Annotated in this window: 27 protein-coding genes, 1 pseudogene and 1 other annotated feature; of the genes and pseudogenes, 18 read left to right on the top strand and 10 right to left on the bottom strand. The window is 52.4% G+C overall.

Going from position 1 to position 25,543, the window contains the following annotated elements; translation table 11 throughout:
- Window positions 1–50 precede the first annotated feature (50 nt).
- From E2L00_RS16890 to hxpB, 3 genes are all read right to left on the bottom strand, one after another.
- Window positions 51–641 (bottom strand): metal-dependent hydrolase, encoded by a 591-nt coding sequence (locus E2L00_RS16890; protein WP_167613704.1) that lies wholly within the window; start codon window positions 639–641, stop codon window positions 51–53.
- A 116-nt stretch (window positions 642–757) separates the two neighbouring features.
- Entirely contained in the window at window positions 758–1,519 is a 762-nt protein-coding gene (gene kduD / locus E2L00_RS16885) for a 2-dehydro-3-deoxy-D-gluconate 5-dehydrogenase KduD (protein ID WP_167613702.1), read from the bottom strand.
- Window positions 1,520–1,665: 146 nt separating this feature from the next.
- Window positions 1,666–2,334, bottom strand: a complete 669-nt coding sequence (hxpB, locus tag E2L00_RS16880; protein ID WP_167613700.1) for a hexitol phosphatase HxpB — start codon at window positions 2,332–2,334, stop codon at window positions 1,666–1,668.
- 167 nt (window positions 2,335–2,501) lie between these two features.
- On the opposite strand from hxpB, the gene E2L00_RS16875 reads away from it, so the two are divergent.
- The gene (locus tag E2L00_RS16875) at window positions 2,502–3,038 is read left to right on the top strand and encodes a YniB family protein (protein WP_167613697.1); all 537 of its coding nucleotides are present in this window, start codon (window positions 2,502–2,504) and stop codon (window positions 3,036–3,038) included.
- A 44-nt stretch (window positions 3,039–3,082) separates the two neighbouring features.
- On the opposite strand, the gene E2L00_RS16870 is transcribed toward E2L00_RS16875, so the two are convergent.
- From E2L00_RS16870 to pfkB, 3 genes are all read right to left on the bottom strand, one after another.
- A complete protein-coding gene (locus E2L00_RS16870; protein WP_167613695.1) occupies window positions 3,083–3,943 on the bottom strand; it encodes a fructosamine kinase family protein in 861 nt (286 codons plus the stop codon).
- 102 nt (window positions 3,944–4,045) lie between these two features.
- Entirely contained in the window at window positions 4,046–4,336 is a 291-nt protein-coding gene (ghoS, locus tag E2L00_RS16865; protein ID WP_167613693.1) for a type V toxin-antitoxin system endoribonuclease antitoxin GhoS, read from the bottom strand.
- Between the two features lie 115 nt (window positions 4,337–4,451).
- A complete protein-coding gene (pfkB, locus tag E2L00_RS16860) occupies window positions 4,452–5,381 on the bottom strand; it encodes a 6-phosphofructokinase II (RefSeq protein ID WP_167613691.1) in 930 nt (309 codons plus the stop codon).
- A 287-nt stretch (window positions 5,382–5,668) separates the two neighbouring features.
- Here pfkB and E2L00_RS16855 point away from each other — a divergent pair, with 287 nt between their 5' ends.
- The 16 genes from E2L00_RS16855 (at window position 5,669) to selO (ending at window position 21,082) form a co-directional block, all read left to right on the top strand.
- Window positions 5,669–6,427, top strand: coding sequence for a DUF481 domain-containing protein (locus E2L00_RS16855; protein WP_167613689.1), 759 nt, complete (start codon window positions 5,669–5,671; stop codon window positions 6,425–6,427).
- A gap of 953 nt (window positions 6,428–7,380) precedes the next feature.
- Window positions 7,381–9,309, top strand: coding sequence for a threonine--tRNA ligase (gene thrS, locus E2L00_RS16850; protein WP_167613687.1), 1,929 nt, complete (start codon window positions 7,381–7,383; stop codon window positions 9,307–9,309).
- Between the two features lie 3 nt (window positions 9,310–9,312).
- Window positions 9,313–9,855, top strand: coding sequence for a translation initiation factor IF-3 (gene infC, locus E2L00_RS16845; protein WP_121268117.1), 543 nt, complete (start codon window positions 9,313–9,315; stop codon window positions 9,853–9,855).
- 96 nt (window positions 9,856–9,951) lie between these two features.
- Window positions 9,952–10,149, top strand: a complete 198-nt coding sequence (gene rpmI / locus E2L00_RS16840; RefSeq protein WP_006118955.1) for a 50S ribosomal protein L35 — start codon at window positions 9,952–9,954, stop codon at window positions 10,147–10,149.
- A 43-nt stretch (window positions 10,150–10,192) separates the two neighbouring features.
- Window positions 10,193–10,549, top strand: a complete 357-nt coding sequence (rplT, locus tag E2L00_RS16835; RefSeq protein ID WP_000124849.1) for a 50S ribosomal protein L20 — start codon at window positions 10,193–10,195, stop codon at window positions 10,547–10,549.
- Between the two features lie 116 nt (window positions 10,550–10,665).
- Window positions 10,666–10,789: a sequence feature (Phe leader region), on the top strand.
- Window positions 10,671–10,715, top strand: a complete 45-nt coding sequence (gene pheM, locus E2L00_RS16830; RefSeq protein WP_106120997.1) for a pheST operon leader peptide PheM — start codon at window positions 10,671–10,673, stop codon at window positions 10,713–10,715. (Overlaps the previous feature by 45 nt.)
- Window positions 10,790–10,851: 62 nt before the next feature.
- Window positions 10,852–11,835 carry a phenylalanine--tRNA ligase subunit alpha gene (gene pheS / locus E2L00_RS16825; protein WP_167613684.1) on the top strand — a complete coding sequence of 328 codons (984 nt, stop codon included), beginning with the start codon at window positions 10,852–10,854 and terminating at the stop codon, window positions 11,833–11,835.
- A 14-nt stretch (window positions 11,836–11,849) separates the two neighbouring features.
- Window positions 11,850–14,237 carry a phenylalanine--tRNA ligase subunit beta gene (pheT, locus tag E2L00_RS16820; protein WP_167613682.1) on the top strand — a complete coding sequence of 796 codons (2,388 nt, stop codon included), beginning with the start codon at window positions 11,850–11,852 and terminating at the stop codon, window positions 14,235–14,237.
- 4 nt (window positions 14,238–14,241) lie between these two features.
- The gene (ihfA, locus tag E2L00_RS16815; protein ID WP_001229265.1) at window positions 14,242–14,541 is read left to right on the top strand and encodes an integration host factor subunit alpha; all 300 of its coding nucleotides are present in this window, start codon (window positions 14,242–14,244) and stop codon (window positions 14,539–14,541) included.
- 112 nt (window positions 14,542–14,653) lie between these two features.
- Entirely contained in the window at window positions 14,654–15,634 is a 981-nt protein-coding gene (gene btuC, locus E2L00_RS16810) for a vitamin B12 ABC transporter permease BtuC (protein ID WP_167613680.1), read from the top strand.
- A gap of 63 nt (window positions 15,635–15,697) precedes the next feature.
- Entirely contained in the window at window positions 15,698–16,246 is a 549-nt protein-coding gene (locus tag E2L00_RS16805) for a glutathione peroxidase (RefSeq protein ID WP_167613678.1), read from the top strand.
- Between the two features lie 3 nt (window positions 16,247–16,249).
- Complete coding sequence (gene btuD / locus E2L00_RS16800) at window positions 16,250–17,005, top strand: vitamin B12 ABC transporter ATP-binding protein BtuD (RefSeq protein ID WP_167613676.1); 756 nt, start codon at window positions 16,250–16,252, stop codon at window positions 17,003–17,005.
- Window positions 17,006–17,074: 69 nt separating this feature from the next.
- On the top strand, window positions 17,075–17,536 hold the full coding sequence (locus E2L00_RS16795) for an NlpC/P60 family protein (RefSeq protein ID WP_167613674.1): 462 nt from the start codon (window positions 17,075–17,077) through the stop codon (window positions 17,534–17,536).
- A 144-nt stretch (window positions 17,537–17,680) separates the two neighbouring features.
- A complete protein-coding gene (locus tag E2L00_RS16790) occupies window positions 17,681–18,655 on the top strand; it encodes a LacI family DNA-binding transcriptional regulator (RefSeq protein WP_167613672.1) in 975 nt (324 codons plus the stop codon).
- Window positions 18,656–19,049: 394 nt separating this feature from the next.
- Window positions 19,050–19,541 carry an EAL domain-containing protein gene (locus tag E2L00_RS16785; protein ID WP_338031942.1) on the top strand — a complete coding sequence of 164 codons (492 nt, stop codon included), beginning with the start codon at window positions 19,050–19,052 and terminating at the stop codon, window positions 19,539–19,541.
- An 80-nt stretch (window positions 19,542–19,621) separates the two neighbouring features.
- Entirely contained in the window at window positions 19,622–21,082 is a 1,461-nt protein-coding gene (gene selO / locus E2L00_RS16780; RefSeq protein ID WP_167613668.1) for a protein adenylyltransferase SelO, read from the top strand.
- Window positions 21,083–21,208: 126 nt separating this feature from the next.
- Here the strand turns inward: selO and E2L00_RS22020 are convergent, their stop codons facing one another.
- From E2L00_RS22020 to ppsR, 4 genes and pseudogenes are all read right to left on the bottom strand, one after another.
- Window positions 21,209–21,376, bottom strand: coding sequence for a hypothetical protein (locus tag E2L00_RS22020; protein WP_167613666.1), 168 nt, complete (start codon window positions 21,374–21,376; stop codon window positions 21,209–21,211).
- 13 nt (window positions 21,377–21,389) lie between these two features.
- Window positions 21,390–21,503 (bottom strand): annotated as a pseudogene (gene hemP, locus E2L00_RS16770) (hemin uptake protein HemP); the annotation flags it as partial.
- Window positions 21,504–21,632: 129 nt separating this feature from the next.
- On the bottom strand, window positions 21,633–22,685 hold the full coding sequence (locus E2L00_RS16765) for a 3-deoxy-7-phosphoheptulonate synthase (RefSeq protein ID WP_167613664.1): 1,053 nt from the start codon (window positions 22,683–22,685) through the stop codon (window positions 21,633–21,635).
- A 160-nt stretch (window positions 22,686–22,845) separates the two neighbouring features.
- The gene (ppsR, locus tag E2L00_RS16760) at window positions 22,846–23,679 is read right to left on the bottom strand and encodes a posphoenolpyruvate synthetase regulatory kinase/phosphorylase PpsR (RefSeq protein ID WP_167613662.1); all 834 of its coding nucleotides are present in this window, start codon (window positions 23,677–23,679) and stop codon (window positions 22,846–22,848) included.
- A 334-nt stretch (window positions 23,680–24,013) separates the two neighbouring features.
- On the opposite strand from ppsR, the gene ppsA reads away from it, so the two are divergent.
- Window positions 24,014–25,543 (top strand): phosphoenolpyruvate synthase (ppsA, locus tag E2L00_RS16755; protein ID WP_167613660.1); only part of this gene is annotated, 1,530 nt, incomplete at its 3' end.

The raw sequence follows: 25,543 nt of genomic DNA, 5'->3' as shown, positions 1-25,543 counted from the left end.
ACTTATATCCAAAAGGAATTGTTTATTACGAAATTAACTAAGCCGCTTGGTTATTGTTCCAGGTGGTGATTTAAAAAGCTATTAAAGGAGGTTTGCAAAGAATTTATCATCTGCGACGACCAGCGCACTGCGCTATTTTCGGGCAAACTCTGCGGCATCCATACCGCTAAACCGAACAGCGCCATGCACAGAAACCTTTCCAGCTGGTTGCCTTTTTGTGGCCTGACAATAGGGAAGCGAAAGCGCCAGCGGCAGGGCCACAGCAGCGGCACGCCCGCAGGCGTTAGCATATCGGCGAGAATATGGCTCAGGTAGCCCAGCACCATGCCCTGCAACGCATCTGCGGGAATGACCCAGCTTTCCGGCACCTTAAGATAAAAAAGGGCAAGGCCGGCAAACACGGCGAGCAGGCTATGGGTAAAACCCCGGTGGCCGCAGGCGCGGGCAATGGGTTTAGACAACCAAGGCAGGCGCTGGCCCAGAAACGACTTCGGATGATCGATATCCGGCAGCAGACAGGTCAAAATGGCAGACGGCACAATATGCCACCAGTCACCTTGCGCCAGTACAGGAGTGAGTTCGGCGTTTTTAGCAAATACTGCACAGGCTATAGAAAAAAGCAGATGGCCTTCCGCCGTCATGATACTACCCGGATGAAAACTGTCGATTCATCCAGTATAGGGATTTTATACAGTAGACGGAAGAGGTGACGCTGTAACATTTTATCACCGTCAGGGAAGCGCGACGGCGATATCCTTTAGCGCGCGAGCCATCCACCATCAACGGCAATCGTATAACCGTTAATATAATCGGAGGCGCTCGACGCCAGAAATACTGCCGTCCCCTGAAGATCCTCTGGTTTCCCCCAGCGGCCTGCGGGGATGCGGTCGAGTATTTCCTTGCTCCGCGCTTCGTCATCGCGCAGCTGCTTGGTGTTATCGGTTGCCATATATCCCGGTGCAATAGCATTAACGTTAATGTTGTACTGCGCCCATTCGTTAGCAAGCAGACGCGTGACGCCCAACACCGCGCTTTTCGATGCGGTATATGACGGGACGCGGATCCCGCCCTGGAATGAGAGCATTGATGCAATGTTAATGATCTTGCCGCCGCTGCCTTGTTTAATAAACTGTTTTGCCACGGCCTGTGACAGGAAGAAGAGGGACTTGATGTTCAAATTCATCACCTCATCCCAGTTCTTTTCGCTGAACTCAAGGGCATCTTCACGGCGAATAGTCCCGGCGTTGTTCACCAGGATATCGATTTTTCCCATGCGCGCTACGGCTTCTGCGACGAGGCCGGGAATAACGTCGGGCTGGCTCAGATCTGCCTGAATGGCGGTGAAACGGCGGCCAAGCGCCTGAACTTTTTCAGCGGTGTCGTGAGGAAATTTGCGGCTTACGCCGATAATATCGCAACCGGCCTCGGCAAGGCCGAGGGTCATCCCCTGACCAAGTCCCGTGTTACAGCCGGTGACCAGCGCAACTTTGCCCTGCACATTAAAAGCGTCGAGAATCATAGCTACCCCGTGGACTTTGAGAGCGCCGTAGCGCGTGTCCCCTTAGGATAGGTAGGGGCTAGAAGAATTACAAATTTATTTGAAATGGTGTTTCAATAATATGTGACTGAAGTTTAGTAAAAGGGCGGAGCGGCCCGCCCTTTAAATTAACCGACCAGGTCGCTTGCTGAAAGCGCCAGCAAAGAATCAAGCTGCACATTAGCCAGACACCAGCGTGGATCGCTGCGGTTTTCTTTAGCAGGCACCACAATAGAGCGCATACGAGCGGCCTTAGTGGCAATCATGCCGTTGACCGAGTCTTCAAGCGTGACGCACGTCAGGGGATCGACGCCCAGCTTTGCGGCAGCATCCAGATAAACCTGTGGATGCGGTTTGCTGTAAGCCAGCTGTTCCGCAGAGGCGAGGGCGTCAAACTGTTCGCGCAAATCAAACATTTCCAGCACGCGTTCAAGCATATGCAAAGGAGAGGCGGACGCCAGACCAACTTTAAGCCCCTGAACTTTACAAAGCGCAATGGCTTCACGTACGCCCGGCAGTAACGGACGGCGCTCTTCAACCAGGTTGATTGCACGCGTAATAATGCGTTGGGTGACTTCTTCACGCGTTGGGCCGTTCCACGGCTGCTGGGCAAACCACAGGTCAACTACCAGATCGATGCGCAGACCGAGCGTATCGGGTAGCTCGTTGCGGCGGGTGATGTCGACACCAATACTGGCTATTACCTCCAGCTCCGCTTCATCCCATAACGGTTCAGAATCAATCAGTAAACCGTCCATATCAAAAATTGCAGCTAAAACCTGGCGCGTATCGGCCATATCAGGACTCCTGTCGGCATTCAATTTAAAGAGACGCCCTTATGAATAGCGGGAAAAGCCGCCGGTTGCCACCGCTTTTATGAATTTCGTCCGCAAAGCTCAGGCGAAAAACGGTGAGACAAGGTAGACTTTGAGCGAGTAAGTTACGTCTTAACCAAGGGGAAAGAATGACGTATCAACAAGCTGGACGCATCGCTGTGCTTAAACGCGTGGTCGGCTGGGTGATTTTCATCCCGGCCGTGATTTCAACGTTAATTTCAATTCTGAAATTTATGTATCAACACAGCGAGAAGCAGCCGGGCATCAATGCCGTCATGCTGGATTTCTCGCACGTGATGATTGAGATGATGCGTTTTAATACGCCATTCCTTAATTTTTTCTGGTACAACTCGCCGCAGCCGGACTTTCACCAGCAGCCAAACGTATTGTTCTGGGTAATCTATGCGCTGATTTTTGTCGGTCTCGCGTTACAGGCTTCGGGCGCGCGCATGAGCCGCCAGGCAAAATTTCTGCGTGAAGGCGTTGAGGATCAGCTGATTCTGGAACAGGCGAAAGGGCCGGAAGGGCTAACCAAAGCGCAGCTTGACGGCAAAATTGTGGTGCCGCGCCATACGATTTTGCTACAAATATTCCCGCTCTATATTCTGCCGGTGGTGGTGATTATTGCAGGTTACTTCTTTTTCTCGCTGCTTGGTTTTATCTGACCAAAAGCCACTCCTGGCCGGGAGTGGCAATCCATCCACCCGACTTACGCAGCCAGTACACGCTCCAGCGCTTTTTGCGCGGTCACCAGATGCTGGCCGCCGAACAGAATGGCGCGGTTTAACAGCGTATAGAGTTGGTAGATGGGCTGACGATCCAGAAAGCCTGCGGGTAGTGGAGAAACGGACTGGTAGCCATCGTAAATTTGTGGGGGCTGGTCCGTATGCAACGGCAGCATGGCCAGGTCGCACTCCCTGTCGCCCCAGTAGCAGGCGGGATCGTAAATAAACGGCCCGTCCGGTCCCAGCGCGCAGTTTCCCGACCATAAATCTCCGTGCAGGAGTGAAGCCTGCGGCTGATGCGAGGCAAGGAACTGATGCACAAAATCGACAATCATGTCGATATCGCCCAGATGAATTCCCTTTTCCGCCGCCATCTCCAGCTGCCAGCCGATGCGCTGTTCGGCAAAAAACGTCGACCAGCGACGCTGCCAGGCGTTGGGCTGAGGCGTGGTGGAAAGATCGTTATCAAAATCGAGGCCAAACTGGGGCTGATCGCTCCATTCATGCAGACGCGCGAGCTGCTGCCCAAGCAGAAAAGCATTGTGGGCATCAAGAGGTTTAGCAGGCAGGTATTCAAGCAAAAGGAAGCTGTAATCCCGGTCGCTGCCTACTCCCCAAACTTTTGGCACCCGCACGGTATTGCTGCGCGCCAGAAGCTCAAGCTGATCGGCTTCTGCGGTAAAACCAGCCAGCAGCTCCCGAGCGTCGCTTTTGACAAAAATCTCGTGACCGGCGTAACGCAGCCGCCATGCCGCGTGGATCTCCCCGCCGGGAAGTTCGGTGCGTTGTTCAACTTCAGCCTCTCCCAACTGCTCGCTTAACAGACGACTGATGGCTTGCCACATGATATTTCTCCCCAGTTGCTCTGGTAGATCATTAGCTTGCACTTATAACCGGGTAAAAACCTGGAACCAACGCACATCCCGGTCAGGAACTGAACAGCCTTGTCACGCCTGTGACTTTTTCCACTTCTCCCAGGTCGTAACGGTCACCTCTGGCTCGGTGCCAAGCGCGACATGGCCAAGCCCTTTTGCCAATTCCGCAACTTCCTGCTCGGTCAGCGCGCTCACCAGGCCAAAAGTATTTGTCCCCAGTTCGTGAACTTTACCTTCGTCGTCGCTCATCGTGAGCAAAAAACCACCGCGTGTCAGGTGGTTATTGAGTTCGTTAATGTCGGTCAGGCTCTCTTCTTTATATTTCACGGTGATGACATAGCGCACGATGTCTCCATTACTCATGATTCACCCCGTTGTTATCCCAAAGGTTTTATCATAGTTCATCTGTGTGAAATGGCGACTTTTAGCGTAGCGGGGTGGGCAAGGCAGGGATGGCCCCCGCGCTCGGGGGCGGAAACTAACTGCGCAGGTAATCATAAATCTTTTGCGTGTCCTCCCGTGAACACAGGCGAGTGCCCTGATTCAGCGTCGCGGCGCTACCGGCGGCAACGCCAAATCGCACCATATCCAGCAGAGGTGCGTTTTCGGCAAGTTTTAAGGTCATGGCTCCGACCATGCTGTCACCGGCGCCAACGGTGCTTTGGCTTTTGACCGGAGGCGGAACAACCTGTACGCAGCCGCTGGCATCCACGCCTAAAGCACCCTGTGGACCAAGAGAGACAACGACACGGTGCGCTTTTCCGCTTTCCACAATTTCTTGTGCAGCTTTGCGCACATCATCAGGCTGGACGAGATCGCGATTCACCAGCGCGCTAAGTTCCTTCTGGTTAGGTTTAATCAGTTCGATATTGCCGATTTCAAGAGTTGCCTTTAATGCTTCACCGGAGCTGTCTATGATGCAACGGATCCCGGCTTTTTGTGCGGCTTTCACCAGCGAACAAAGTTTTGAGACGTCAATACCGGGCGGAAGGCTGCCGCTGATAACTAAGACGGAGCCTGACTCAATGGCCAGCACTTTTTCTTCGAGACGGCGAAATTCATCATCGGTGAGCGTGGCGCCGGGCATAACAAAGCGATACTGCTCGCCGGTAGACTCGGCATGCACATGCAGGTTTTGGCGCGTCCAGTCGTGGGTTTCTACGGTATCTATCGCAACTTTTTCATCAAGCAGCAGAGCGGCGAGGTATTCACCCGTAGCACCGCCAGCCGGGAAAATAGCGATCGCTTTACCTCCCAAATGTGAAATGGCGCGTGCAACGTTAATTCCGCCGCCGCCAGGTTCGAATACCGGGGCGGTGCAGCGTAATTTACCTTCCGGATAAAGCTGCGGAGTCAGGGTGGCGCTATCGAGAGAGGGAGCAAGGGTTAACGTATAAATGCTGGTCATGAATCCTCCTTTCTGATGAATAAGTAGAGCTTAGACCATTAAGGACAGGGATAAATTTAATTAACATCATGATTTTTCAATTGATTATAAAAAAGCAAGCGATAGCTATATATATGAAAAGAAAGATGTTTTGAGAGCCTTCTTATTCAAAAAATGAAAGAGGAATTCATTGCTATGTTATTCTGGCTTTTTTATAATTTGTAACCTTTCTTGAGATATAAAATGTTGATCCTCAGGGAAGATTCCGGAACCCTGGTGGTTTCTTTTTTTGTCGTACGGATTAATAAATGAAGCTTGTTAAGACAGTACCGGCTGCAATTTTGCTGACCGGAAGTGCGCTATTGAGTCACTTTGCAGTTGCAGATACTACGGTTTTCACTGTCATGGATGACCCCAGCACCGCGAAGAAAACTTTTGAAGGTAATCTCAACGCGGGCTATCTCGCTCAGTCAGGCAATACTAAAAGCTCAACGCTGACCGCCAATACCAATATGACCTGGTATAATACGTCCACCGCGTGGTCTCTTTGGGGCAATGCCAACAATACCTCCTCTAATGACGAACGCTCTTCAGAAACATACTCTGCGGGTGGCCGTAGTCGTTACAATGTGACGGACAGCGACTACCTGTTTGGTCAGGCGAGCTGGTTAACCGACCGCTTTAATGGTTACCAGGCTCGTGATGTACTGACTGCGGGTTACGGTCGTCAGTTTTTAAGCGGCCCGGTACATTATTTCCGTCTGGAATTTGGTCCCGGTGTACGTTACGACGAATATACGGATGGTGGTCATGAAACCCAGGCGCTGGGTTACGCCTCCGGTATTTACAACTGGCAGTTAACGGATAATGCGAAGTTTATCCAGGGCGTGTCCGTGCTGGGTAGTGAAGACACCACGGTGAACTCCGAGACGGGGCTTGAAGTCGCCATTAACGAGCATTTTGGGCTAAAAGTCGCTTACAACGTGACCTGGAACTCCAACCCACCGGATTCCGCGCCTGAGCACACCGACAGAAAAACCGCGATTACCCTTGGTTATAAGATGTAATTATCAAAGCCGGGCTGCGTCCCGGCTTTATTGTTTTAATTTATCGATGCGTGCTTTTAATTATTTGGCCTGCCGATGTATTTAAAACGCAATCCTAAAAAGGCAGCATTCTCTGCATAATTATCTTCCAGGAAACATGTTCAATTTCTTTGAGATTTTGATAAGTAAATAAATTATTCAAATGCGGGATATAGAGCCGCGCTTACAGGAGTTGTTAAGTAAATAGCCTGATACCCATTAAATAAGAGAAAAATGCCTGTTAAACATGTTGTCACGGCGGTTATTCTTTTCGTATTTTAATGCAGTACGTTTGCAGCGGGTTATGCATCTAACGCTACGGCACGAACTACTGTTAATTCCGTTCATGTGGTTGAAATTTAAGTCTATTAAAACGTTGCTTTAGGTACAGAATCCACGGGCCGTTCTATGAGTGATGCGATCAACGTACATATCCTGATTGTAGGTGCGTGGCATTGATTAATCATGATTTTTTAATTTTCATTATGCGCTTTCGCGTAAAAACATTATTAATTTGCTTGCATGCAAAATAAAAAACGGATGCAGAAAGTCCGGTTTTTTTATGCGTTTAAAATCATATGCCCCAGGCTTACGCTTTTCCGCCAGCGATAAATCCCAGGCCACTGAAAATATGCTTATCACAATATAGTCAGCTGCGGAGAAATTTGGAGAAGTATAAAAATAAAAGTTTCGTGTAAATGGTTCGTTATTTCTTTACGTCTCGACACATTGTTGTGTCAAAAGCGCGACATCAGACGCCAGCAATGGTATTATTCCCGACTGTTTTCAGGTTATGTTAATACCCGAAAGCAACAAATTGTGTACCAGGCCTTGCAATTGTAGGCGAGATGGCAACACAACCGTTTGAAATTAAAGCAAAATAAACGTTGCATGTGATCTTACGTGTGGGTCACCACTGCGAATAAGGACTTATAATGCCTGTTATTACTCTTCCTGATGGCAGCCAACGCCATTACGATCGCGCTGTTAGCCCGCTGGACGTGGCACTTGATATCGGTCCGGGCCTTGCAAAAGCCTGTATCGCAGGCCGCGTGGACGGTGAGCTGGTTGATGCATCTGATGTAATTGAACACGATGCGAAGCTTGCAATCATCACCGCAAAAGATGAAGCCGGTCTGGAAATTCTTCGTCACTCCTGCGCCCACCTGCTGGGTCATGCTATCAAACAGCTGTGGCCGAATACTAAAATGGCGATTGGCCCGGTTATCGACAACGGCTTCTACTACGACGTTGATCTTGACCACACCCTGACCCAGGAAGATCTTGAGCTGCTCGAGAAACGTATGCACGAGCTGGCTGAGAAAAATTACGATGTCATCAAGAAAAAAGTGAGCTGGCACGAAGCACGTGAAGCTTTCGTCAATCGCGGCGAAAGCTACAAAGTTGCCATTCTTGATGAAAACATCAGCCATGATGATAAGCCTGGTCTGTATCATCATGAAGAATACGTTGATATGTGCCGCGGCCCACACGTACCGAATATGCGTTTCTGCCACCATTTCAAACTGCAGAAAACGTCCGGTGCTTACTGGCGTGGCGACAGCAACAATAAAATGCTGCAACGCATCTATGGCACCGCATGGGCGGATAAAAAACAGCTTAACGCTTATCTGCAACGCCTTGAAGAAGCGTCGAAGCGTGACCACCGTAAAATTGGCAAGCAGCTTGACCTGTACCATATGCAGGAAGAAGCGCCGGGTATGGTGTTCTGGCACAACGACGGCTGGACCATCTTCCGTGAGCTGGAAGTGTTTGTGCGCTCCAAGCTTAAAGAGTACCAGTATCAGGAAGTAAAAGGCCCGTTCATGATGGACCGTGTGCTGTGGGAAAAAACCGGCCACTGGGACAACTATAAAGATGCGATGTTCACCACCTCTTCGGAGAACCGTGAGTACTGCATTAAGCCAATGAATTGCCCAGGCCACGTGCAAATTTTCAATCAGGGTCTAAAATCTTACCGCGACCTGCCATTACGTATGGCCGAGTTCGGTAGCTGTCACCGCAACGAACCATCAGGCGCGCTGCACGGTCTGATGCGCGTTCGTGGATTTACCCAGGATGACGCTCACGTCTTTTGTACTGAAGACCAGGTGCGTGACGAAGTGAATAGCTGTATTCGCATGGTTTATGACATGTACAGCACCTTCGGTTTCGAAAAAATTGTAGTAAAATTGTCAACCCGCCCGGAAAAGCGCATCGGTACCGATGAAATGTGGGATCGTGCAGAAGCTGACCTGGCCGTGGCGTTACAGGAAAACGAAATCCCGTTTGATTATCAACCGGGTGAGGGCGCGTTCTACGGTCCGAAGATCGAGTTCACCTTATACGACTGCCTGGATCGCGCATGGCAGTGCGGTACGGTTCAGCTCGACTTCTCCTTGCCTGCGCGCCTGAATGCGTCGTACATCGGCGAAAATAACGAGCGTCTGGTGCCGGTAATGATTCACCGTGCCATCTTAGGCTCCATGGAAAGGTTTATCGGTATTCTTACCGAAGAGTTCGCAGGCTTCTTCCCAACCTGGCTTGCTCCGGTCCAGGCAGTGGTCATGAATATCACTGATGGACAGGCTGATTACGTCAACGAATTGACCCGTAAACTACAAAATGCAGGCATTCGCGTAAAAGCAGACTTGAGAAATGAGAAGATAGGCTTTAAAATCCGTGAACACACGTTGCGTCGTGTCCCTTATATGTTAGTTTGTGGCGACAAAGAGGTCGAAGCAGGCAAAGTAGCCGTTCGTACCCGTCGTGGCAAAGATTTGGGCAGCATGGACGTAAACGAATTGATTGAAAAGCTGCAACAAGAAATCCGCAGCCGCAATCTAAATCAACTGGAGGAATAAAGTATTAAAGGCGGAAAAAGAGTTCAACCGGCGCGTCCTAATCGCATTAACAGAGAAATTCGTGCCACTGAGGTTCGTCTAACAGGCTTAGACGGCGAGCAGCTAGGTATTGTCAGTCTGAATGAAGCTTTAGAAAAAGCCGAAGAGGCTGGGGTTGATTTAGTGGAAATCAGTCCTAATGCCGAACCGCCTGTTTGCCGCATTATGGATTACGGCAAGTTCCTCTACGAAAAAAGCAAATCTTCTAAGGAACAGAAGAAAAAGCAAAAAGTTATTCAGGTTAAGGAAATCAAATTCCGACCTGGCACTGACGATGGCGACTACCAGGTAAAACTCCGCAGCCTGGTTCGCTTTCTGGAAGAGGGTGATAAAGCTAAGATCACGCTGCGTTTCCGCGGTCGTGAGATGGCTCACCAGCAGATCGGTATGGAAGTGCTTAACCGCGTCCGTGACGATCTGAGTGAACTGGCAGTGGTCGAATCCTTCCCATCGAAGATCGAAGGCCGCCAGATGATCATGGTGCTCGCTCCTAAGAAGAAACAGTAAGGCACTCAAGTAATAATTCCGGCGGGGCTTACGCTTCGCTGGTTTTGTTCGCCTTCTGGTTCGTTTAATTAACAATGCGAAGTGGAAAGTAATTAAATGCCAAAGATTAAAACAGTACGCGGCGCCGCTAAGCGCTTCAAAAAGACTGCTTCTGGTGGTTTTAAGCGTAAGCACGCAAACCTGCGTCACATTCTGACTAAAAAGTCTACTAAGCGTAAACGTCATCTGCGTCCGAAGGGCATGGTCTCCAAAGGGGATCTGGGCCTGGTAGTCGCGTGCCTGCCGTACGCATAAGTTAACTTTTTAATTAATTCAGAATATAGAACAGGAGAGCTAAATGGCTCGCGTAAAACGTGGTGTAATCGCACGTGCTCGTCACAAAAAAATCCTCAAACAAGCTAAAGGCTACTATGGTGCGCGTTCTCGCGTATACCGCGTTGCCTTCCAGGCTGTTATCAAAGCTGGTCAGTATGCTTACCGTGACCGTCGTCAACGTAAGCGTCAGTTCCGCCAGCTGTGGATTGCACGTATCAACGCTGCAGCTCGTCAGAATGGTATCTCTTACAGCAAATTCATCAACGGCCTGAAAAAAGCTTCTGTTGAAATTGACCGTAAGATCCTGGCTGACATCGCTGTTTTCGACAAAGTGGCGTTCTCCGCCCTGGTTGAAAAAGCGAAAGCAGCTCTGGCGTAAGAAGTTTTAAGAGGGAGCTTGCTCCCTCTTTTAATTTCTAAGGTAATCAATTTATTGACATTTCGGGTCTGAGCCTTTTCAATACACAGAACGAACATCGTCGATTAAGGTAACTGCAAGCATGAATGCTGCTATTTTCCGTTTCTTTTTTTACTTTAGCGCCTGACTCAGGGGGCTTTGCGCGTAAGAAAAGAAACGAAAAACAGCGCCGAAAGCCTCCTGTGTGGAGGCTTTTTTTTTGCATATCGTTTTTGTTTACAGACAAACTACCCCGGTAATTACGCCGGCATAAGAGGAATACCATGCCACATCTCGCAGAGCTGGTTGCTAACGCAACGGCCGCCATAAACGAGGCCCAGGATGTTGCCGCGTTAGATAGCGTACGCGTCGAATATTTAGGGAAGAAGGGGCACCTGACCCTCCAGATGACCACCCTGCGTGAACTGCCGGCGGAAGAGCGTCCGGCGGCGGGCGCGGTAATTAACGAAGCCAAAGAGCAGGTGCAGGAAGCGTTAAATACCCGCAAAGCCGCTCTGGAAAGCGCCGCGCTGAATGCGCGTCTGGCGCAAGAGACGATTGACGTTTCTCTGCCGGGCCGCCGTATTGAAAACGGTGGGCTGCATCCCGTCACCCGTACTATCGATCGCATTGAGAATTTCTTTGGCGAGCTTGGCTTCACCGTGGCAACCGGGCCGGAAATCGAAGATGACTACCATAACTTTGACGCGCTGAATATTCCGGGCCATCACCCGGCGCGTGCGGATCACGACACCTTCTGGTTCGACGCTACCCGTCTGCTGCGCACCCAAACTTCCGGCGTGCAAATCCGCACCATGAAAGATAAGCAGCCGCCGATTCGCATTATCGCGCCGGGTCGCGTGTATCGTAACGATTACGATCAGACACACACCCCGATGTTCCATCAGATGGAAGGGCTGATCGTTGATAAGAACATCAGCTTCACCAACCTGAAAGGCACGCTGCACGATTTTCTGAATAATTTCTTTGAAGAAAATCTGCAGGTCCGTTTCCGCCCGTCCTACTTCCCGTTCACCGAACCATCCGCAGAAGTGGATGTAATGGGTAAAAACGGCAAATGGCTTGAAGTTCTGGGCTGCGGCATGGTGCATCCAAACGTTCTGCGCAATGTCGGTATCGACCCGGAAGTTTATTCAGGCTTCGCCTTCGGCATGGGCATGGAGCGTCTGACCATGCTGCGCTACGGCGTAACCGATTTGCGCGCATTTTTCGAAAACGATTTACGTTTCCTCAAACAGTTTAAATAAGGGCGGGATAGCCAATGAAATTCAGTGAACTCTGGTTACGCGAATGGGTAAATCCAGCCAACGGCAGTGAAGCACTTTCCGAGCAAATCACCATGGCAGGGCTTGAAGTTGACGGCGTTGACGCTGTTGCAGGTAGTTTCCATGGCGTGGTGGTCGGCGAAGTCGTTGAGTGCGCTCAGCACCCGAATGCGGACAAACTGCGTGTCACAAAAGTTAACACCGGCGGCGATCGCCTGTTGGACATCGTCTGCGGAGCGCCAAACTGCCGTCAGGGCCTGAAGGTTGCCGTAGCGACCGTGGGGGCGGTATTGCCTGGCGATTTCAAAATTAAAGCGGCTAAGCTGCGCGGTGAGCCATCTGAAGGCATGCTGTGCTCTTTCTCCGAGCTGGGTATTTCCGACGATCACGACGGCATCATCGAACTGCCCGCGGATGCGCCGATCGGCACTGATATCCGCGAATATCTGCAGCTTGAAGATAACACTATCGAAATCAGCGTCACGCCAAACCGTGCCGACTGCCTGGGTATTATCGGCGTGGCGCGCGATGTTGCCGTGCTGAACAAGCTGCCGCTGGTTGAGCCAGAAATGGCCGCTGTAGCCGCTACGATTAATGACAAGCTGCCAATCCGCGTAGATGCAGCAGAGGCCTGTCCGCGTTATCTGGGACGCGTTGTTAAGGGCATCAATGTTAAAGCGCCAACGCCACTGTGGATGAAAGAAAAGCTGCGTCGCTGCGGCATTCGCTCCATTGATGCCGTTGTTGACGTGACTAACTATGTTCTGCTGGAACTTGGGCAGCCGATGCACGCGTTCGATCTGGACCGCATCGACGGCGACATCGTTGTACGTCTGGCGCAAGAGGGCGAGACCCTGACCCTGCTGGACGGCAACGAAGCGAAATTAAAAGCCGATACCCTGGTTATCGCCGATCGTAACAAAGCGCTGGCCATGGGCGGCATCTTCGGCGGCGAACATTCTGGCGTAAACGATGAAACCCGGAACGTGCTTCTGGAGTGTGCCTTCTTCAGCCCGCTGTCCATCACCGGCCGCGCCCGCCGTCATGGCCTGCATACCGATGCATCCCATCGCTATGAGCGTGGCGTGGATCCAGCGCTACAGTACAAGGCAATGGAACGTGCAACCCGCCTGCTTATCGACCTGTGCGGCGGTGAGGCAGGCCCGGTGATTGATGTGACAAGCGAGGCGCATCTGCCAAAACCTGCCACTATTACGCTGCGTCGCAGCAAGCTGGATCGCCTGATTGGCCATCATATTGAAGATGCGCTGGTTGGCGACATTCTGCGCCGTCTGGGTTGTGACGTCACCGAAGGCCAGGATGAATGGACGGCGGTTGCCCCGAGCTGGCGTTTTGATATGGAAATCGAAGAGGATCTGGTAGAAGAGATTGCTCGCGTCTACGGTTATAACAGCATTCCTGATGAACCTGTTCAGGCCGGTCTGGTCATGGGCACCCATCGCGAAGCGGATTTGTCCCTCAAGCGCGTGAAAACCATGCTGGCGGATAAAGGCTATCAGGAGGTAATCACCTACAGCTTCGTGGATCCTAAAATCCAGCAGCTGCTGCACCCGGGCGAAGAACATCTGATTTTGCCAAGCCCGATTTCAAGCGAAATGTCGGCGATGCGCCTGTCCCTGTTGACTGGCCTGCTTAATACCGTGGTTTATAACCAGAACCGCCAGCAAAGCCGCGTGCGTATTTTCGAAACGGGCCTGCGCTTTGTTCCTGATACTCAGGCAGACCTCGGCATCCGCCAGGATCTTATGCTGGCTGGCGCGATTTGCGGCAACCGCTACGAAGAACACTGGGACCTGGCGCGTAATAGCGTCGACTTCTATGATTTGAAGGGCGATCTGGAGTCGATTCTTGACCTGACGGGTAAACTTTCTGGCATCGAATTCCGTGCTGCGAGCAATCCAGCCTTGCATCCGGGCCAGAGTGCTGCCATTTATTTACAAGGCGAATGCATTGGTTTCATTGGTGTTGTGCATCCGGAGCTTGAGCGTAAGCTTTCTCTCAATGGCCGCACGCTGGTATTCGAAGTGCTGTGGAACAAGGTCGCAGACCGCATGGTGCCTGAGGCGCAGGAGATTTCACGCTTCCCGGCCAACCGTCGCGACATCGCTGTAGTGGTTGCTGAAAACGTTCCCGCAGCAGATATTTTGGGCGAATGTAAGAAAGTTGGCGCAAATCAGGTAGTTGGCGTAAACTTATTTGATGTGTACCGTGGCAAGGGCGTAGCCGAAGGTTATAAGAGCCTCGCCATAAGCCTTATCCTTCAGGATACCGGCCGTACACTCGAAGAAGAGGAGATTGCCGCTACCGTTGCAAAATGCGTAGAGGCATTAAAAGAGCGATTCCAGGCATCATTGAGGGATTGAACGTATGGCGCTTACAAAAGCTGAAATGTCTGAATATCTGTTTGATAAGCTTGGGCTTAGCAAACGAGACGCTAAAGAGCTGGTAGAGCTGTTTTTCGAAGAGATCCGTCGCGCTCTGGAAAACGGCGAGCAGGTTAAACTATCAGGTTTTGGTAATTTTGACTTACGCGATAAAAACCAACGTCCCGGGCGTAACCCGAAGACCGGCGAAGATATTCCCATCACGGCTCGCCGTGTGGTGACTTTCCGACCCGGTCAGAAGTTGAAAAGTCGGGTTGAAAACGCGTCGCCAAAGGACGAGTAACCTGAGTTAACCAAAAAGGCCGCATCCGCGGCCTTTTTCTTTGCTTGTCCTGGCGGACAAACTCCCCGTAAAATCAGCAGCCTGACTGCTACTCTATGGATTTGCCATCTCGATGCTCACTTTCGCCTCCCGACAACGGCGCCTTGAACGCTTATGGCTCGTTATCCTGATAATTGTCACGGCAGGCATGGGCGTGCTGAGTCTGTGTGCGGGCGATCGCTGGTTCGCGCCGCAGCAGTGGTGGAGCGATGATGCGCAGCTCTTCATCTGGCAGATAAGATTGCCGCGTACGCTCGCCGTTTTGCTGGTGGGAGCGGCGCTTGCCGTTTCCGGCACCATTATGCAGGCGCTGTTTGAAAACCCGCTGGCTGAGCCCGGCTTACTCGGCGTGTCTAATGGCGCGGGCGTGGCGCTTATTGCCGGTGTCCTGCTTGGGCAGGGCATGCTTCCCTCCTGGGCTTTGGGCGTATGCGCTATCGTCGGTGCGTTGCTGATTACGCTTATTCTGCTGCGTTTTTCTCGTCGTCATCTTTCTACCAGCCGCCTGCTGCTGGCAGGCGTGGCGCTGGGAATAATCTGCAGCGCGCTGATGACCTGGGCGGTTTATTTCAGCACCAGCCTCGACTTACGTCAGCTAATGTACTGGATGATGGGCGGGTTCGGCGGCGTGGACTGGCGTCAGTGGTGGCTGATGGTGACATTGCTGCCGGTAATTATCTGGCTATGCCGCAGCTATGCTCCCTTAAACCTGATGGCGCTGGGTGAAACCTCCGCGCGCCAGTTGGGTTTATCGGTATGGGTATGGCGTAATATTCTGGTCGTGGCAACCGGCTGGCTGGTGGGCGTGAGCGTTGCGCTTGCCGGTGCTATCGGGTTTATTGGACTGGTTATTCCTCATATGCTGCGCCTTAAGGGGATAACCGATCACCGGGCTCTGTTGCCGGCCAGCGCGCTTGCCGGAGCTTCAGTGCTGCTTGGGGCTGATATCATTGCGCGCCTTGCGCTGACCTCCGCCGAATTGCCAATAGGCGTTGTGACGGCAACGTTAGGCGCGCCCGTGTTTATCTGGCTATTATTAAAGGCCGGTCGCTAAATTAGCAGGCCAGCTTGATGCTTCCGGAAGCCATACACCAAGCTTTTTCATTAAGGGGACGCTATGCAGGACATTCTGAATACCGAAGTCAAAACGATTGACGGCGAAACGACCACGCTTGAGCGCTGGAAAGGAAACGTGCTTCTGCTGGTGAACGTTGCGTCGAAATGCGGGTTAACATCGCAGTATGAGCAGCTCGAGAACATTCATAAGGCCTGGGCGGATAAGGGATTTTCGGTGCTCGCATTTCCTTGTAATCAGTTTCTGGGCCAGGAGCCGGGCAGCGAGGAAGAGATTAAAACCTTTTGCAGCACAACTTATGGCGTCACTTTCCCGATGTTCAGCAAGCTGGATGTAAACGGCGAGAATCGTCATCCGCTGTACCAGAAGCTGGTGGCTGCGGCACCTACCGCAGTTGCGCCGGAAAGCAGCGGCTTCTATGAGCGAATGAGCAGCAAAGGCCGTGCGCCGCTGTACCCGGACGACATCTTATGGAACTTCGAAAAATTCCTTGTCGGGCGTGACGGAGAGGTTATTCAACGCTTCTCGCCGGATATGACGCCGGAAGATCCTATCGTGATGGAAGCCATTAAAGCGGCGCTGGCAAAATAAACTATGTCGCTTGTGCAGTTAAACGATGTCTGCGTTGCGGGGCGACTCGGACCGATTACCGCCACGGTTAAGCCCGGTGAACTGGTCCATCTGGTCGGGCCAAACGGTGCCGGAAAAAGCACGCTAATTACGCGAATGGCGGGTCTTTCTGCCGGTGAAGGGCGGCTTACGCTGAACGGGCGTCCGCTGGACGAATGGTCATCGGGTGCGCTGGCGCAAGCCCGCGCCTGGCTCGCTCAGCAACAGCTTCCTCCTTTTGCCATGCCCGTCTGGCATTACCTGCGGCTGCATCAACCTGCGCCTGAGGCTGAAGCGGTAATGATGCAGCTTGCGCAGGCATTCTGGCTGACGGATAAGCTCAACCGTCCTGTGAGCCAGCTTTCCGGCGGCGAATGGCAGCGGGTGCGGCTGACTGCCGTAATATTGCAGATACATCCTGAGGTTAATCCACAGGGGCGTTTGCTGCTGCTTGATGAGCCCATGAACAGCCTCGATGTGGCGCAGCAGGCGGCACTCGATCGGCAGTTGCTGGCGCTGTGCGAAGCAGGCGTGGCAGTTATCATGAGCGGCCATGATTTGAACCACTCGTTACGTCATGCCCACAAGGTCTGGCTGTTGCGTGCGGGTAAAATGATCGCTCAGGGTAACCGCGATGAGGTGCTGTTGCCGCAGCACTTAGCGACGGCTTACAACATGCATTTTCGTCGCCTGCAAATTGAAGGGCACAGCATGCTGATTACCCCGCTGGCAGGCGGGTAAAACTTGCATCAATTCCCGGGTAAGCGCTAAATTACTGCCAATAAGAAAAAGGGTGAGGATCGGCCTGAAATGCGCGTATGGCTTATTGTAGTGGCGTGTCTGGTACTCGCAGGGTGTAGCCACCATGCGCCGCCGCCGAATGCCCGTCTTTCTGACTCGATAACCGTTATAGCAAAACTTAACGATCAGCTCAGCGACTGGCGCGGCACGCCATACAGCTACGGCGGTATGAGCCGTCGTGGCGTCGACTGTTCAGGCTTTGTCTTCACCACTTTTCGCGATCGGTTCGATTTACAACTTCCTCGCGAGACTCGCCGTCAGGCTGAAATCGGCACTGAAATAGATAAAGACGACCTGCTCCCCGGCGATCTGGTGTTTTTTAAAACAGGTTCAGGGGAAAACGGCCTGCATGTAGGAATTTACGATACCGATAATCAGTTTATTCACGCCTCTACCAGCAGGGGCGTGATGCGCTCTTCGCTTGATAACGTTTACTGGCGCAAAAAATTCTGGCAGGCTCGCCGCATTTAGTTTCGTGCTGGTCCAGACGGACCAGCCGCTCCTCTTTTTCTCTAAACCGTGATTCCCTTCCGTAATTCCGGCGTTAACCCAGGCGCGGCGCTGTATATCAGGTAATATCAAAAAACCTTATATTTATTCCCCGTTAAGGATCTCATGGTCACTCTGGAAGATGTCGCCGCAAGCGCAGGTGTATCCCGTGCCACCGTGTCACGTGTGGTCAATGGTGATATCAACGTCAAAGCCCAGACGCGCAGCAAGGTGGAAGCAGCGATTATTGAGCTGGGCTATTCACCCAATCCGGCCGCCCGCGCGCTGGCTTCCAGCCAAAGCAACACGGTTGGTCTGGTCACTACTTCCTACCGCGGCGGATTTTTCGGTGCGCTAATGGATACCGTGCAAAGCGAAACGGAACGGCACGGTAAACAACTGCTTGTTACGCAAGGGCGTAGCTTCGCCGAGAAAGAACTAAGCGCCATTAAGCAGCTTTATAATCTGCGCTGTGATGGGCTGGTTCTGCATATTCGCGCATTGCCTGATGAGACGCTGCGGCATCTGGCCGGGCAGGGGTATAAATTTATCGTGCTCGATCGGGACGTGCCGGGCCTTGAAGAACGCTGCGTGGTTTTCGACCATCGCGCCGCCAGCCAGCTTGCGACCCGGGTCTTTATTGACGGTGGTCACACGGCTATCGCCTGTCTGCATGGGCCTGGCAGTCGTGCTTCCAGTTTATTGCGCAGGCAGGGATTTTTAGAGGCTATGGCGCAGGCCGGGTTGCGGCCCGCTGCGGTACTTGAAGGCGAGTATGATATACCAGGCGGTTATCAGCAGGCGTCCGCTTTATTGAAAGAAACGCAGCCAACGGCTATTTACTGCTGTAATGAAGAAATGGCAATCGGCGCCATGCTGGCAATTACCGAACGCGGTTTGCGCATTCCGCAGGATATATCCCTGATATGTTATGACAGCGGCGAACGCGCGGCATTTGTTCGCCCGGCATTAACCAGCGTACACTTTCCGATTAGTGAAATGGCAAGGTTCGCCACCCGTAAATTACTGGATGAGCATTGTGTGGCTGAAAGTTTTGCCCCTGTGATAATCCATCGCGCCTCGGTTCGCAGCGTGCATTAAAACTAGCCTTAAAGAAATATCCAGGATAAGCTGAAAAAATACTTTAAGGTAAATTTCAAAACGCTTCAGGGATGAAAGTGACATTGATAAAAGTAAGATCAATCCAGTTGTTACTGGATATACATCGCGTGACGATGCCGTTCCCCCTTGTAGATTCACGGCTGGCAATATGATCGTCTCACTGGATATTGTTTATCATTCCCACTTTTGTTTCCTGCCTATACGTTTGCCGGAAGGCCAGCTTTTTGCAGTCCAGGTCATCACCAATTTTATCGGAGCAGACACTCCGGTCCGTATTCCTACGGAACTGGTACTTCCTCATATAAATGCGGAACAGGAAGTAGAATTGTTCTGCGAAAAGTTATCGTTACTCGAAAAGTATCAGGATTTCTTTATGACTCAGCCGTTTCCGGCCTGGGTAAATATAAATGAGAATATTGCGGATGCTATTCTTTCGCGTCAGCCATTAATTACCCGTATCAGGCGGTTGCCCTTCATTGCGTTAACCATTAATGAGAGCTTTGCGGATTTAAATCTGGGTAGCGACAATCTGCGCCTGCGGGAAATAAGTAAACTTTTTCCTCTGGCGCTGGAAGATTTTGGCGCGGGTATCGCCACCACGAAGCCAATTATTGACGGGCTGTTTACCTCGATTATGCTTGATAAGGGCTTTATTCATAAGCAAATCCATGAGAGTTCATTTATTCCCTTTATGCAGGCCATAACGGATCAACTCTCGCCGTTTTGCCGCGCCTTGATTATCGCGGGCATTGACGACGAAGCTTCAAGGACGAAAGCCCGTCTGCCGGGATTTAACGCAATGCAGGGCAACCTTTGGCCCGCGGTGCCGCCAGAATCATTAGCAGAGCTGCTTCTGCCTCATTAAAGGTTATAGCTGTAAAAACCCTGCAACCTCACCGTGTTTAAAAGCCAGCGAAGACACTACACTATCAGTCAGGAGGCTCCATGACTGATAACCCCGCATTTGACAATATCGTGTTTAAAAATAGCTGGCGTAATGAGTTGCCCGGTTTTTACACCGAACTCAAACCTACGCCGCTGCACAACGCACGTCTGCTGTATCACAATCGCCAGTTCGCAGAAGAGCTGGGGCTGGATGCCTCGCTGTTTGATGCCGCGCACGTTGGCGTCTGGAGTGGTGACACGCTGCTTCCGGGCATGCAACCCTTAGCCCAGGTTTACAGCGGGCACCAGTTTGGCGTCTGGGCAGGTCAGCTTGGAGACGGGCGCGGCATTCTGCTGGGCGAACAACAGCTCAAAGATGGCCGCAAGTTTGACTGGCACCTTAAAGGCGCGGGCCTTACGCCATATTCGCGTATGGGCGACGGGCGAGCCGTACTGCGTTCCACAATCCGCGAATTTCTTGCCAGCGAAGCTATGTATGCTCTGGGTATTCCGACCACGCGCGCGCTTACCATCGTGACCAGCGACACGCCTGTACGTCGCGAAACCACTGAACAGGGCGCAATGCTGCTACGCGTGGCGGAAAGCCACGTGCGTTTCGGCCATTTCGAGCACTTCTATTACCGCCGTGAACCGGAAAAAGTCCGGCAGCTTGCGGATTACGTTATCGAACATCACTGGCCCGACCTGGCGGACAGCAAAGATCGCTACGACCTCTGGTTCCGGGATGTCGTCGGGCGTACGGCAAAGCTGATTGCCCACTGGCAAACCGTCGGCTTTGCGCATGGCGTCATGAATACGGATAACATGTCGATTCTCGGCCTGACGATGGATTACGGTCCGTACGGTTTCCTGGATGATTATCAGCCGGACTATATCTGTAATCACTCCGATCATCAGGGGCGGTACGCTTTCGATAACCAGCCTGCCGTTGGCCTGTGGAATTTGCAGCGTCTGGCGCAGACGCTGTCGCCATTTATTGCGGTCGATACCCTGAACGAGGCGCTGGAGCTTTATCAGTTCGAACTGATGCGCGCTTTCGGCATTCAGATGCGCGCTAAGCTGGGCTTCAGCACGGAACAAAAAGCGGACAACGACATCCTTACGGAGCTGTTCGGCCTGATGGCTAAAGAACGCAGCGATTACACGCGCACGTTCCGCATGCTGAGCCTGACCGGGCAAAATGACGCGAGCTCGCCGCTGCGGGATGAGTTTATCGATCGCGCAAGTTTCGATAGCTGGTTTACACGCTATCGTGAGCGGCTACAAATTGAACAGGTCGATGATGCCGAACGGCAAAAAGCCATGAAGGCCGCCAACCCTTCGCTGGTGTTGCGCAACTGGCTGGCGCAGCGGGCCATCAGCGGGGCCGAGCAGGGGGATATAACCGAGCTGGCGCGCCTGCATGAAGCGCTGAGCCAGCCGTTTGCCGAACATGAAGGGGATTTAACCCAGCGCCCGCCGGACTGGGGTAAGCATCTGGAAGTAAGCTGCTCCAGCTAATTATTGCTGGAGCCAGGCCTGCGGCACCGGGTGTTCAGTAAGTCTGAACACCTTCAACTCCGCCTGATACCGCTCCATAAGCGCCGTTTCGCAATTACCTAAACGGTATGCCGCTGCGCTGGCGCATCACCGCACGCTGGCAAACGACTTAATGCGCCCCTGCTCAAGCGGGCGTGCCGCAAGGCTTAAGCTGCCGCCGTCCGGCAGTTGATAACCCGTCAGCACAAGTAACAGCGTTGATTCACCTGCGCCATCAGGTAAACGAAAAGCGCTGGCTGCCTGGGTGGCTTGCAAAAGGATTTTTGTTTTATTTAGTCAGGATAAGCTTTCCGGCTTGGGTCTGGCTTAACAGATACCGCTGGCCTTCGTGAACAGTCACAACGCGACCATCAGGACCCGGTAACGCCTTGCTATCGATCCTGTGGGATCAGCCTGAGGCTGAGAGGCTACGGGGGCGAAGGGCTTATCCATTGTAAGAAAATTGTGAGGGGATCGATTTTGAACTACGGAGGGCGTTTGCTCCTTCCCCGGATGGAGAAGGAGCGGATTTTTAATTTGCGAAACGGCTACCGGTCGCGTCGGCCAGCATAGCAAGCAGCGTCTCGGTATCTTCCCAACTCAGACAAGGGTCGGTAATCGACTGGCCATAAACCAGCGGCTGCCCGGCGACGATTTTCTGCGTGCCTTCGTGAATAAAGCTTTCAACCATCACACCGGCGATAGCGCGAGACCCGCTGCGGATCTGATTGCACACATCTTCACAAACTTCCAGCTGTCGGCGGTGCTGTTTCTGGCAGTTGCCGTGGCTGAAATCGATTACCAGCTGCTCAGGCAAATCGAACTCCTGCAGGTTGCCGCACGCCGCAGCGATATCCGCCGCATGATAGTTCGGCTGCTTCCCTCCGCGCATAATCACGTGGCCAAACGGATTGCCGCTGGTCTGGTAAACCGTCATCTGGCCGTGTTTATCCGGCGAAAGGAACATATGGCTGGCGCGTGCTGCGCGAATGGCGTCAATGGCGATTCGGGTATTGCCATCGGTGCCGTTTTTAAAGCCGACCGGGCAGGAAAGGGCCGAGGCCATTTCGCGGTGGATCTGGCTTTCAGTGGTGCGCGCGCCAATGGCGCCCCAGCTGATTAAATCGGCAATAAACTGGCCGATCACCATATCGAGAAATTCTGTCGCAGTAGGCACGCCCAGCTCGTTAATCTGCAACAGCAGGCGACGGGCTTGTTCGATGCCATGATTGACGCGGTAGCTACCGTTAAGTTCCGGGTCGGAGATAAGCCCCTTCCAGCCGACTACGGTGCGCGGTTTTTCAAAGTAGGTACGCATGACGATTTCAAGCCGATCGCCGTGTTTCTGGCGCATCGTCGCAAGTCGGCGGGCATAATCCATTGCCGCATCCAGATCGTGAATGGAGCATGGGCCAACGATCGCCAGCAGACGGTTGTCTTCACCGTTAAGGATTTTTTCAATGCGACGGCGGGAAGCGATAACGTTTTGCGCAACCTCTGGCGATACCGGTAAACGGGCGGCCAGATCGGCAGGTGTGACAAGGCTGTCGATGCGCGCTGTTCGCAGTTCATCTGTTTTATTCATTGTGTGTCTCAGAAATTTTTGTCTTCTGCACGGCGAAAGTGCCGGGAAGTGATGGCGATCACGATAAACCAATTTATGTCGATTTCAACCACACAAAGGATATAACGCAACCGCAATCTGCCTATCCTGACAGATAAAGCCCGCCTTGTGTACTAGTTTATTAGTACATGCGGCGATTCAGGCCCATGATATCAAGAATTTTTGTGGCCATTTCTTCGACGGAATAATTGGTGCTGTTGAGGTAACGGATCTGATTTTTACGAAACAGCGCTTCGACTTCGGCGACTTCGAGACGACACTGTCGCATAGAGGCATAGCGGCTGTTCTCGCGGCGTTCTTCACGAATAGCAGCGAGGCGCTCGGGGTTAATGGTCAGACCAAACAATTTATGCTGAAGCGGCTTCAGCACGGCCGGTAGCTGAATATTGTCCATATCGTCGGCGATAAAAGGGTAGTTGGCGGCGCGGATGCCGAACTGCATAGCCAGATACAGACTGGTCGGCGTTTTACCGCAGCGGGAAACCCCCAATAAAATCACCTGAGCCTGATCGAGATTACGCATCGAGATGCCATCATCATGGGCGAGCGTGTAATCGATTGCAGCGATCCTCGCGTCATATTTAATTAAGTTGCCGGGATTAAGCCCGTGGGTGCGATGGGCGATGGGCGTGGGATCAAGCTTTAATTCTCCCTGTAAAGGCGCAACCAGCGCCTGCACGATATCCTGACAAAAACCTTCACTTTGCAGAATAATATCGCGAATCTCCGGCAAAACGATGGAGTAGAAGACCAATGGCCGCACGCCTGATTGCTGGAAAATAGCATCGATCTGCTCTTTCACCGCCCTGGCACGGCTTTCGTTTTCCACAAACGGCAGCGTAATGCTGTTGATAGATACCGGGAATTGTGACATGACCGCGTGACCCAGCACTTCAGCTGTAATTGCCGTACCGTCGGAAATATAAAATACCTGCCTGTCTACAGCGTTATCCATTTTGGGGACCCTGAGTTTTGATGATAATTTTATAAAGCATAAATTAAAACAACGCATTCCGTGATAATCATCGGCACAATTTTAAAATGAAATGGTGTTTTCGGTTTTAATGAACCGGGCAGTTCAAAAATATAATTAGCAAGGTAATCCTTATGCCGCTGAGGATTAAACGCATAATCAACAGCTTAGCTTTTGGGGAAGTTATCTGAAAAATTCATATTTTTATTTTGCTTGAACGATTCAACCGTTTCACTCAGCCGGGTAAATATGCCAGGCTAAATACGCAGTCAGGAACTTCTTGTGCTCACTCATATTTCATAAAAGGATTGTTTCGATGTCCAATAATGGCTCGTCACCGCTGGTGCTTTGGTATAACCAACTCGGCATGAATGATGTAGACAGGGTCGGGGGAAAAAATGCCTCGCTCGGTGAAATGATTACCAATCTTTCAGGTACGGGCGTCAGTGTGCCGAACGGTTTTGCAACCACTGCCGGGGCGTTTAATCTGTTTCTGGACCAGAGCGGTGTAAACCAGCGCATTTACGAACTGCTGGATCGCACGGATATTGACGATGTATCGGCGCTTGCAAAAGCTGGCGCGCAGATTCGCCAGTGGATAGTCGACACGCCTTTCCAGCCAGAGCTGGAAAAAGCCATTCACGATGCCTATGAACAACTTTCCGCTGACGATGCCGAAGCCTCTTTTGCCGTGCGCTCCTCCGCCACCGCTGAAGATATGCCGGATGCGTCGTTTGCCGGGCAGCAAGAAACCTTCCTTAACGTGCAGGGCTATGATGCAGTACTGGTGGCGGTGAAGCACGTCTTTGCTTCACTGTTTAACGATCGCGCAATCTCCTATCGCGTGCATCAGGGTTACGATCACCGCGGCGTGGCGCTCTCCGCAGGCGTTCAGCGTATGGTCCGCTCCGACCTTGCGTCTTCGGGCGTTATGTTCTCCATTGATACCGAATCCGGCTTCGACCAGGTGGTGTTTATCACCTCGGCCTTTGGCCTGGGCGAAATGGTGGTGCAGGGCGCGGTTAACCCGGATGAATTCTACGTTCACAAGCCGACGCTGGAAGCCGGTAAGCCATCCATCGTTCGTCGTAATATGGGTTCGAAAAAGATCCGAATGGTTTACGCGCCGGACCAGGAGCACGGCAAGCAGGTGCGTATTGAAGATGTGCCGCAGGCCGACCGCGATCGGTTCTCCATTACGCCTGAAGAAGTGCAGGAGCTGGCGAAGCAGGCGGTGCAGATTGAGAAACACTACGGCCGCCCGATGGATATCGAATGGGCCAAAGACGGCCATACCGGCAAGCTGTTTATCGTTCAGGCGCGTCCGGAAACCGTGCGTTCCCGGGGCCAGGTAATGGAGCGTTATCATCTGCATTCGCAGGGCAAAGTCGTTGCGGAAGGGCGCGCTATCGGCCATCGCATCGGTGCCGGTCCGGTGAAGGTGATTCACGATATCAGCGAAATGAACCGCATCCAGCCGGGCGACGTGCTGGTCACCGATATGACCGACCCGGACTGGGAACCGATCATGAAGAAAGCGGCTGCCATTGTCACCAACCGCGGCGGGCGCACCTGCCACGCGGCCATCATCGCGCGTGAACTGGGCATTCCGGCGGTGGTGGGCTGTGGCGACGCCACCGAACGCATGAAGGACGACCAGAACGTGACGGTTTCCTGTGCGGAAGGCGATACCGGTTACGTTTACCAGGATCTGCTGGATTTCAGCGTGAAAAGCTCCACGGTCGATACCATGCCGGACCTGCCGCTGAAAATTATGATGAACGTCGGCAACCCGGACCGCGCATTTGACTTCGCCTGCCTGCCGAACGAAGGCGTGGGCCTGGCG

The organism is Cedecea colo (genome assembly GCF_011808225.1).
Classification (GTDB): domain Bacteria; phylum Pseudomonadota; class Gammaproteobacteria; order Enterobacterales; family Enterobacteriaceae; genus Dryocola; species Dryocola colo.
Note: the sequence above shows the minus strand (reverse complement) of the source record. Positions and strands in the feature narration are given on the sequence as shown.